This is a genomic window from uncultured Clostridium sp., assembly GCF_934754925.1.
Taxonomy (GTDB): Bacteria; Bacillota; Clostridia; order Clostridiales; family Clostridiaceae; genus Clostridium.
In genome coordinates, this window is the sequence record NZ_CAKVJA010000064.1 from 1 (window position 1) to 10004 (window position 10004).

Below are 10004 nucleotides of genomic sequence, written 5' to 3' on the forward strand. Positions count from 1 at the left end.
CATCTAAGTATGAGAAAAATGGAGTAGAAGAGGAAGTAGTTCTATTAGAAGAAAAGTTACAAGAAAAAATTAATAACATATCAAAAAAAGTTTGGGATATTTTAGGTTGCAATAGTTATGCACGAATTGATATGATAATAAGAGATAGAGTACCTTACTTGCTAGAAGTAAATACACTTCCAGGGATGACAACACAAAGTCTTATTCCTAAAAGTGCAAAGGTACGTGGATTAGAATTTAGTGAATTATTAGATAAAATAATAGAGTGTTCACTAATTTAGGAGTTGTGAGAAGTGATATTTTCTAAAATAGATTTTAATGATGAAGAACCGTTATATTTACAAATAGAAAATTATATAAGGAGTATGATTGATAGTAATCTTCTTGTATCAAATGGAAAGCTCCCTGCTACAAGGGAGCTTTCTAAATTGCTTGGAGTAAGTAGAAATTCTGTAATAACTGCATATGAAAATCTTGAAGAGAAAGGTATTTTATATACTGTAAAGGGAAGAGGAACATTCGTTTCAGAAGTTAAGTCAATAAATGAAGATGGATGGAAGGTTTCGTGGAGTGAAAAAGCAAATGATTATGGAAATCTTGCAGAAAAATTAGATATTGTAAAAAGTGAAATTCCATGGGAAAAAAATTTAATATCTTTTAAAAGTATATCACCGGATGGTGAACTATTTGATATGGAAGAGTTTAAAAAAGCATTTTTAAATAGAATTTCAATAGAAGGACATAAGATTTTAAATTATGGATATGCAAAGGGTTATAAGCCTCTTATTGAATACCTTTTAAAATATATGAATACAAAAGGTGTAGATACAAGAGGTAAAGATATTATAATAACTAATGGATTTACAGAGGGATTGGAGATGCTTCTTACTGCATATACAAATAAAGGCGATAAAATTATTTGTGAAAATCCAACTCATAATACAGCTATTAAAATTATGAAGGTTCATGGAATTGAAGTAGTGGGAGTTTCTATGACTGAAGAGGGTGTAGATATTGGAGAATTAGAAAATAAGTTAAAAGCTAATAATATAAAGTTTGGATATTTAATTCCTTCATATCATAATCCAACTGGAATTGTAATGAAAGGGGAAAAAAGATATTCTGTTTATAATTTATTTAAAAGGTATAATGTTCCAATAATAGAGGACGGATTTAATGAAGAACTTTTATATAATAGTACCCATGTATCTCCAATAGCAGCTCTTGATAATGGAGGAAGTGGAGTTGTTTATATAGGAAGTTTTTCTAAGATATTATTTCCAGGTATACGAGTAGGATGGATTCTTGCAGATAAAAATGTTATAGATATATTAGAAAGTGTAAAGAGGTGCAAAAATATTCATACATCATTTTTAGATCAAGGAATACTTTATGAGTATTTACGTTGCGGAGCTTTTGAAAGGCAAATAAAAAAGGTTAGAAAAGTATATAAAGAGAAATATGAGTTTGCTATAAAATGTATTAATAAATATATTAACCCAACATTTGTATGGGGAGAGGGCGGACTACATATTTATATTAGAATAGAGGATGTAGATTCAAGACAACTTTTAGAGGCGTGTTATGAAAAGGGGGTTATATTTACACCAGGAGATATATTTTCAGTAGATGATAGTTGTAAAGAGAGTTTAAGATTGGGACTCTCTAGATTATCTATTGAAGAGATAGAACAAGGTATTAAAATTATAGGTGAAGTAAGTGAAAAATTAAAGAAGAAAAATTTAAAATAAACATATTTTAAAACAGTAATTATAAGAGGGAGTTTTAAGATGTAAAAAAATATTAATGCCTCTTAAAATTTGTTTTGCAAAAGTATGATAAAGATGATATTCTATTTAATTGGTGAAATAAAACTTTAGGGGGCGATGATGAAATGAAAAACGATATGACAAATGATATGACTAAGGGAAATCCCATTAAATTAATATTATTATTTTCAATACCTTTGTTGATAGGAAATATATTCCAACAGTTTTATAGTATGGTAGATACTATAATAGTTGGTAGATTTGTAGGTGTTGATGCTTTAGCAGCAGTTGGATCAACAGGATCTATGGTGTTTTTAGTTAATGGATTTGCAACAGGATTAACTAGCGGATTTGCAGTATTAGTATCACAAAGATTTGGTGCAAAAGATGAAAGAGGTCTTCGTAAAGCTGTTGCTAGTGCAATAACTTTAACCGTTATTTCAGTAATTATAGTTACATTAGTAAGTTTAGTAGGAGCAAAACCACTGTTAAAATTAATGAACACTCCTGAAAATATTATGACTGATGCTTACATATATATAAAAATAATTTATGGAGGAGTTATAGCAACAGTTGCATATAATTTAATTGCAAGTATATTAAGAGCATTAGGTGATAGTAAGACACCATTATACTTCTTAATAGTATCTTCAGTTTTAAATGTTATTTTAGATTTAGTATTTATAATCAACTTTAAAATGGGAGTTGCAGGTGCTGCATATGCTACTATTATTTCGCAAGGTATATCTGCAATACTTTGTTTAATTTATACTTATAAGAAATTTACTATTTTAAGACTTAAAAAAGAAGATTTTAATGTTAAAAGAAGATATTATCATAAGCATTTAAAGGTGGGTATTCCAATGGCACTTCAATTTTCTATAACAGCTATAGGAATAATGACAGTTCAAGGTGCTTTAAATGTGTTTGGATCTACAGTTATAGCTTCATATACAGCAGCATCAAAGGCATTACAACTTGTGATGCAACCAGCAATTACTTTTGGTGTTACTATGGCTACTTATTGTGGACAAAACCTTGGTGCAAAAGAGTATGGACGTATAAAAGAAGGGGTTAAAGCATGTACTAAAATTTCAGTTATTACAAGTATTATTGCTGGGGCAGTTTTAATATTCCTTGGGAAATATTTTGTTATGATGTTTATAAGTAATCCAGATACTGAAATATTAAAATATGCTCAACAAGTACTTGATATATCAGCTATATTCTTTATACCTTTAGGATTAATATTTATACATAGAAATGCTCTTCAAGGTATAGGTGATTCATTTGTACCAATGATGGCTGGAGCATATGAACTTATAGCAAGAGCTATAGTTGCATTTACATTACCAAAATATTTAGGATTTATGGGTATATGTTTAGCAGATCCAGTTGCTTGGCTTGCAGCTGAAATTCCATTAGCAATTACTTATTTTAAAAGAATAAGAAACCTATTAAAACATGGAAATATTAAAGTTTAGGATTTAATTAACTGTGATATAAAATGATTTTAGATTATTTTATATCACCTTTTTTATTTAATCATAGAAATAAAGTAAGTATGTATAAAGAAAATCGTTACAAATGTTGATTTAAAATTAGTGGAAATTTGTACCAATGTTAGTAAATTTGGCGTATTATGAAGTGTAAGCTAAGTTATGAGGAGAAGAAAATTGAGTACATTAGGAACTACAGATACTTTAAATGATATTATAAATAACTTAGATGAAGATCAGTTAAAAGAGCTTTGTTCAAGTTATTGTGATGACACTAGTGATACTGATGCCGCTAATGAGTTTTATGCATGTCAATTATTAAACTTACTACAGTGTTATGGATGCCAATTTATGAGATTGATATTATTACTAATATTTTTATATGCATGGAACAATCAGATGGCTAACAATTATTTAATGAATTCAAATTGTCAATTAACAAATTGTATTAATGATTTACTACAAAATTGTATGGATAATAATTGCAATTCTAATTCTAACTCTAAAAAGAGATAAATAGGGAGAATAACAGAAATGTTATTCTCTTTAATATATAGTATAAATATGCTAAGAGACATTAATAATGTATTGTAAAAAATACTATAAGGATGAAAAGTATAATAAAGTATGCCCTTTTTGTAATTTATAGTTAAAAATTTGATTATATATTAATAAAGGATTAAGATTTTGAATTTATAATTAAGGTATAAAAAATGAAATATAAATTTATAAGGTGAATTATGAGGAGGAAAAAACTTGGCAAAACATGATTTTGGAATTATTGAAAGATTTGAAGATGATAAGTGGTATAGTGATTATGAACCTGAAAAGTATAACTGTATATCGGTTAGTGATGAATTAATAGATGAGGTAATAATAAAGTATTTAAAGGAATTAGGACATTTAAAAACATACTTTCATGTAAAAAAACATCCCGCATTAGGACTAGATTATTGTGGTACAACTATTATACCACCAAGTTCATTAAAGGAATTTAAGAAAATTATTATGAGAGCTAATAAACAATTTAAATCTAATGAACTTGATAAGTTGATAAGAAAAATTAATATTGCAATAAAAGAAAACAAGTATGTAATTCATTATGGAATATAAGAGTGATATACTAATTTGTTTAAAAATGGCGGTAACGCAAATTGATTTTTCCCCTTGGGTTTTAATATCAAGGGGAGTTTTTGCTTTAATTAAAATTTTCTTATAGAATTATAATCTAGTAATTCTTTAAATATCATTTTAGCTCCAGCTAAATAATCATAGTTAGAATTAGAATCTTGAGATTTTAATAATGACCAACTAGCATTATAAAACTTAACTACAAATAGATAATCTAAGAGCCTTTTATAATATGTATTATTAAATTCACCAAAATAAAATTTAAGTAGCTGTTTTCTTGAATCTTCAGTAAAAAACCAACATATGGTTGCTAAGTCAAAAAATATATCTCCCATGGAAGAGTACTCAAAATCTACAAAATATAAATTATTATTACTTAAAAGAATATTTGAAGCATTTAAGTCATTATGGCACAGTCCAATTAAAGGGTTTTTATTAAGTTTAATTTCTAATCTAGTTAAATGATTTAGAAGCATATCTATAGAGTTCGGTAAATAAAGATTTGATTTTTTACATATATTCACTCTTTTTCTTATATGATCAAATGGATTAAAGTATTTCTCGCATTTCAAATTATGAAAGCTTTTTAAGGAGTAAGAAAGTCTGTGTAAAAAGTCAGTAGAAGAAAAATCAGTTAAAGATGGCATATCACCAGGAATCCAACTACTAACCATATTTCCAGTTTCAGTGGAGAAGTAGTATAGATGAGGGGCTATATTGATTTTCTCAGCTTTATTTAATATTGATAACTCATTTTTTCTATCGATATGTAAATAATTATGTGTACATATTTTAACAAAATAATTATTGTGCTTATAATGAACTTTATAGTTTTCACTACTAAGACCACCTATTCTTTCTATAGAAGATATATTTATTATATTCCATTTAAGCTCGGTTTTTAAAAATTTTATTAAAGCAGTGTTCATATTGTTCTCCTAAATGAAAAGTTGCTTAATATATCATTGTTGACATTTAAACAAATAATAAAGTATTATAACAAAAAAAGAAGGTGTTTTAAATAATTGGGGTGAAATAATGGAAAATAAAAAAATAGAATTAAAATATATTGTAGATAATATAACTGGATTAAATGAAAAAGCCATGGAGATGGCAAAAACAAGAGTTGATTCATTGGCAAAGCCTTTAGGGAGCTTAGGAAAATTAGAAGATATAGCAATAAAGTTTGCCGGGATTACAAGTAAGATAAAAAATTCTATAAATAAAAAGTGTATTATTATAATGTCATCAGATAATGGGGTAGTAGAGGAAGGTGTTGCTTCAGCACCTCAAAGTGTAACATTAGCACAAACAATTAATTTTTCAAGAGGATTAACAGGGGTAGCTGTACTTGCTAAGGAAAATAATTGTGATTTAAAGGTAGTAGATATTGGAGTAAATACAGATAAAAAAATCCCAGGAGCGATAGATAGAAAAATAAGAATGGGTACCTATAATATAGCGAAGGGACAAGCTATGAGCTATGATGAATGTGTAAAAGCAATGAATATAGGAATAGAAATGGCAAAGAATGCTTATGAAGAAGGATACGATATATTAGGTGTTGGTGAAATGGGAATAGGAAACACCACAACAAGTAGTTCAGTTCTTGTAGGTTTAACTGGTTGTGGCATTGAGGAGGCTGTTGGAAAAGGGGCAGGAATAACTAAAGAGGCATTTGAAAAGAAAAAGTGGGTAGTATCGGAAGCAATTAGAGTTAATAAACCAAATAAGAATGATCCTGTTGATGTAGTTGCTAAGGTTGGTGGATTTGACATAGCAGGAATGATTGGAGTATTTTTAGGAGCTGCTTATTATAAAGTACCCATAGTTATAGATGGATTTATTTCAGCAGTTGCAGCATTAGCAGCAGTAAGAATAAATCCATTAGTAAGGGAATATTTAATACCTTCACATTGTTCTAAAGAGATTGGTTATAATATTGCAATGAGAGAATTAAATTTAGAGCCTATGATTAATTTAGATATGAGATTAGGGGAAGGTAGTGGGTGCCCAATAGCTTTTTCTATAGTTGAATTTAGTTTAGCTATGATGAACAATATGGCTACTTTTGATGAAGCAGAAATAAATGATGATTATTTAGAAGAAGTTAGGGGAGAAGAAAACTATATAGTTTAGGAGTTAATATGATTGCTTTAGTAGTTGGTGGAGCTAAAAGTGGAAAATCAATGTTTGCGCAGGATTTAGCTAAATCATTAAATGAATCTTCTAAAATACATTTAGAAGGGGATTTAGAGGTAGATTTACATGAAAATACCCAAATAAAAAGGGGAAAATTATATTATGTGGCAACAATGAATCCATATGATTTAGAAGATTTAAAAAGAATAGAAAATCATTTAAAAGAAAGAGAAGGGTATGGGTTTAATACAATAGAAGAAACAAAAAATATGAGTAGAGTTTCTGAAGGTATACAAAAAAATGATACTGTTTTAATAGATAGCGTAACATCCCTTGTTACAAATTATATGTTTCAAGGAAATGAGTTTTTTAAAGAAGTTAGTGAGGAAATATTATCAGGAGTATTAGAAATTATAAATGCAGCAGGTAATGTAGTTATAGTATCAGATTATTTATTTAGTGATAGTATTCAATATGATTGTTATACAGAAAGTTTTAGAAAAGAAATAGGAATTATAAATAGAAAGTTAGCAGCATTAGCAGATACTGTAATTGAATGTGCTTATGGAAATATAATTTATCATAAAAATAAAACCATATAATGGGAGCACCTCCGGGGCCAATCCAAATTTTGGATTGACCCCGGAGGTACACCCATTTATTGTAAGGAGGAAAAATGAAGAAATATTTTAAGGGATTTTTAATGGCAATAAGTATGTTTACTGTCATTCCACTACCGAGATATGAATGGGATGATGAGGGTGGAAAAAATATAATGAAGTTTTATCCTGCAATAGGATTAATTGTAGGGATTATTTGGTATGGAGTTTTTAGATTACTTAATTTATTAGGGGCAAGTATAATGGTAACAACTGCAATTACTTTAATAACACCATTTATATTAACTGGTATGCTTCACTTAGATGGATATATGGATGTTTGTGATGCACTATTATCTAGAAGGGATAAAGAAGAGAAGTTAAGAATATTAAAGGATCCTCATACGGGAGCTTTTGCAGTTATATCCGTAGTAATGTTATTTGTAGTAAATTTTTCTGCACTTTATACTGTAATAAACAATAGTATAAATAATAATAGTAGTATTAATATTAAAATAAGTGCTATTGGATTAATTTTAATACCTATTATTTCAAGAAGTTTAATGGGATATTTATTATTATCAAAGGAGTCTATGAAAGGAAGTTCATTAGGAGCATTTTTTAAACAAGGAACAGGGAAAGTAGATAAGTTGATATTATTAACATGTTTAATAATATCAAGTATAGTTGCAATAGTTATTTTAGGGATATATGGATTGATAATGAGTTTAGCAATGATTTTAATAAGTACTTTTTTAGTTAATAATGCAACTAAAGAGTTTGATGGAATGTCAGGTGATAGTGCTGGATATGGACTTGTTATTGCAGAAACCATTGGACTTTTAATTTTAAGTTTTATATAACTATTAAGGTCATATAAATTCAGGAAGTATAAATATCATAAGTTTAGTTTTAAGGAGAAAATTATGGTTTTAGTTTTTGGTGGAGCATATAATGGAAAACTAGAGTTTGTTAAAGATAAGTTTAATATTAATAAAGATGATATATTTTACTGTGGTGAAGATGAAATAGATTTTTCAAAAAAAGTTATCTGTGGACTTCATAAATTTACATATAACAATATATTAAAAGATACAAATTCACTTGAGTATATAAAGAAAAATATAAATCTATTTAAAGATAAAATAATAATTTCAGATGAGATTTCAAGTGGAATAGTTCCATTAAAAAAAGAAGATAGAATTTGGAGAGAAGAAACAGGAAGATGTCTTCAATATTTATCAAAAGAATCCTCCTATGTATATAGAATATTTTGTGGTATACCAACAATAATTAAAGAGTGATTATAAATTTATAGAACTAAGTTTAATCAACAATATTATTTGTTGGTTTTTCTTTTTTTAGAGTTGGTTGTAGAAAAAACTTAAAAGTGATATTCTCGTAAGAGATAAATATAAGGAGAAAATAAGATTATGGAAAAATTAGTGCTATATTTAATAAGGCATGGAAAAACAGAAGCAAATGAAAAACATCTTTACTGTGGAAAAAGTAATATAGGTTTAAGTGAAAATGGAATAATAGAGTTAAATGATATTAAAAATAAAATAAAGTATCCAGAAAGTAATAATTTTTTTACTAGTGGAGCAAAAAGAGCAAATGAAACATTAGAAATTTTATATCCTAAAAAGAGTTATTGTAAAATTAATGAATTCTGGGAATATGACTTTGGTGATTTTGAAATGAAAAGCTATGAAATGTTAAAAGAAAATAAAGAATATATTAATTGGATTACTGATAAAGATGGACAAGTATCATGCCCTAATGGAGAAAGTAAAATTCAATATAGGGAAAGAATAAAAGAAGCATTTAATAACCTTGTAGAAAAGTGTTATAAAGAAAGTATAAGTACAGCAGTTTTAATTTCTCATGGAGGAACAATAGGTACTATATTAGAAGTTTTTTATGATAGTAGTAAGAGTTTTTATGAATACCAACCAGCATGTGGAAGAGGATATGCTTTAACTATAGAGAAAAGTGATAATAAATCTAAAATTATAAATATAGATAATATTTAATTAAAGAAAGGTTAGAACAATGATAGAAATAATATTAGGTTTTTTATTGGATTTAATAATTGGAGATCCACAGAACCCAATTCATCCGATTAGAATAATAGGTTCCTTGTGTAAGAGAATAGAAAAGTTCTTTAGGAAAGTATTGAAAAAATCATTAAGAATAGCAGGATTATTAACTTGGATAACAGTAGTAGTAATTGTATTTTTATTTAATTATTTTTTATTAAAAGGTGCTTATGCTATTAATAATGTTTTAGGAATAATATTATCAGCTATAATGATTTATTTTTGTATATCAACAAAGGCCCTTAAAGTTGAAGGGTTAAAGGTTGTTAAATATATAATACAAGATGATATTCAAGGTGCAAGAAAGCAATTATCATATATAGTTGGAAGAGATACTCAAAACTTAGATAAAGAGGCTATATTAAAAGCTGTTGTAGAAACAGTAGCTGAAAATATGTCTGATGGAGTTATTGCTCCACTTTTTTATGTTGGAATTGGGGGAGCTCCATTAGCTTTCTTATATAAAGCTGTAAATACAATGGATTCAATGTTTGGATATAAAAATGATAAATATATTGAATTTGGATATTTTCCAGCGAAGTTAGATGATGTATTTAATTACATTCCGGCAAGATTAAGTGGATATTTTATAGTTATAGTGTCTTTTGTTTTAGGTTTAGATTACAAAAATAGTTTTAAAATTTATAAAAGAGATAAAAATAATCATAGTAGCCCTAATAGTGCTCATCCGGAAGCAGCTGTAGCAGGAGCATTAAATGTTCAATTAGGTGGTGCAAACTATTATTTTGGAAAGCTTGTAGA

Annotated in this window: 12 protein-coding genes; 11 read left to right on the forward strand and 1 reads right to left on the reverse strand. The window is 27.5% G+C overall.

Annotation, left to right across the window (positions count from 1 at the left end; translation table 11 throughout):
- The 5 genes from Q0G30_RS13160 to Q0G30_RS13180 all read left to right on the forward strand — a co-directional run.
- Positions 1-281 (forward strand): ATP-grasp domain-containing protein (locus Q0G30_RS13160; RefSeq protein WP_366014071.1); only part of this gene is annotated, 281 nt, incomplete at its 5' end.
- A gap of 12 nt (positions 282-293) precedes the next feature.
- Positions 294-1751 carry a PLP-dependent aminotransferase family protein gene (locus Q0G30_RS13165; RefSeq protein WP_294390908.1) on the forward strand — a complete coding sequence of 486 codons (1458 nt, stop codon included), beginning with the start codon at positions 294-296 and terminating at the stop codon, positions 1749-1751.
- 155 nt (positions 1752-1906) lie between these two features.
- Entirely contained in the window at positions 1907-3253 is a 1347-nt protein-coding gene (locus Q0G30_RS13170; RefSeq protein WP_294390942.1) for an MATE family efflux transporter, read from the forward strand.
- A gap of 192 nt (positions 3254-3445) precedes the next feature.
- A complete protein-coding gene (locus tag Q0G30_RS13175) occupies positions 3446-3784 on the forward strand; it encodes a hypothetical protein (protein ID WP_294390911.1) in 339 nt (112 codons plus the stop codon).
- 240 nt (positions 3785-4024) lie between these two features.
- Positions 4025-4381: a hypothetical protein gene (locus Q0G30_RS13180; RefSeq protein ID WP_294390915.1), complete on the forward strand. Its 357-nt coding sequence runs from the start codon at positions 4025-4027 to the stop codon at positions 4379-4381.
- A gap of 89 nt (positions 4382-4470) precedes the next feature.
- Here the strand turns inward: Q0G30_RS13180 and Q0G30_RS13185 are convergent, their stop codons facing one another.
- Positions 4471-5328: a choline kinase family protein gene (locus tag Q0G30_RS13185; RefSeq protein ID WP_294390918.1), complete on the reverse strand. Its 858-nt coding sequence runs from the start codon at positions 5326-5328 to the stop codon at positions 4471-4473.
- 109 nt (positions 5329-5437) lie between these two features.
- Between Q0G30_RS13185 and cobT the strand changes: the two genes are divergently transcribed.
- From cobT to cbiB, 6 genes are all read left to right on the forward strand, one after another.
- On the forward strand, positions 5438-6538 hold the full coding sequence (gene cobT, locus Q0G30_RS13190) for a nicotinate-nucleotide--dimethylbenzimidazole phosphoribosyltransferase (protein ID WP_294390921.1): 1101 nt from the start codon (positions 5438-5440) through the stop codon (positions 6536-6538).
- Positions 6539-6546: 8 nt separating this feature from the next.
- On the forward strand, positions 6547-7143 hold the full coding sequence (locus tag Q0G30_RS13195) for a bifunctional adenosylcobinamide kinase/adenosylcobinamide-phosphate guanylyltransferase (protein ID WP_294390924.1): 597 nt from the start codon (positions 6547-6549) through the stop codon (positions 7141-7143).
- A gap of 74 nt (positions 7144-7217) precedes the next feature.
- Positions 7218-8003, forward strand: a complete 786-nt coding sequence (locus Q0G30_RS13200) for an adenosylcobinamide-GDP ribazoletransferase (RefSeq protein WP_294390928.1) — start codon at positions 7218-7220, stop codon at positions 8001-8003.
- Between the two features lie 63 nt (positions 8004-8066).
- A complete protein-coding gene (locus tag Q0G30_RS13205; RefSeq protein WP_294390930.1) occupies positions 8067-8444 on the forward strand; it encodes a bifunctional adenosylcobinamide kinase/adenosylcobinamide-phosphate guanylyltransferase in 378 nt (125 codons plus the stop codon).
- A gap of 129 nt (positions 8445-8573) precedes the next feature.
- Positions 8574-9176 carry a histidine phosphatase family protein gene (locus Q0G30_RS13210; RefSeq protein ID WP_294390933.1) on the forward strand — a complete coding sequence of 201 codons (603 nt, stop codon included), beginning with the start codon at positions 8574-8576 and terminating at the stop codon, positions 9174-9176.
- 19 nt (positions 9177-9195) lie between these two features.
- A partial coding sequence (cbiB, locus tag Q0G30_RS13215; protein ID WP_294390938.1) for an adenosylcobinamide-phosphate synthase CbiB occupies positions 9196-10004 on the forward strand: 809 nt, incomplete at its 3' end.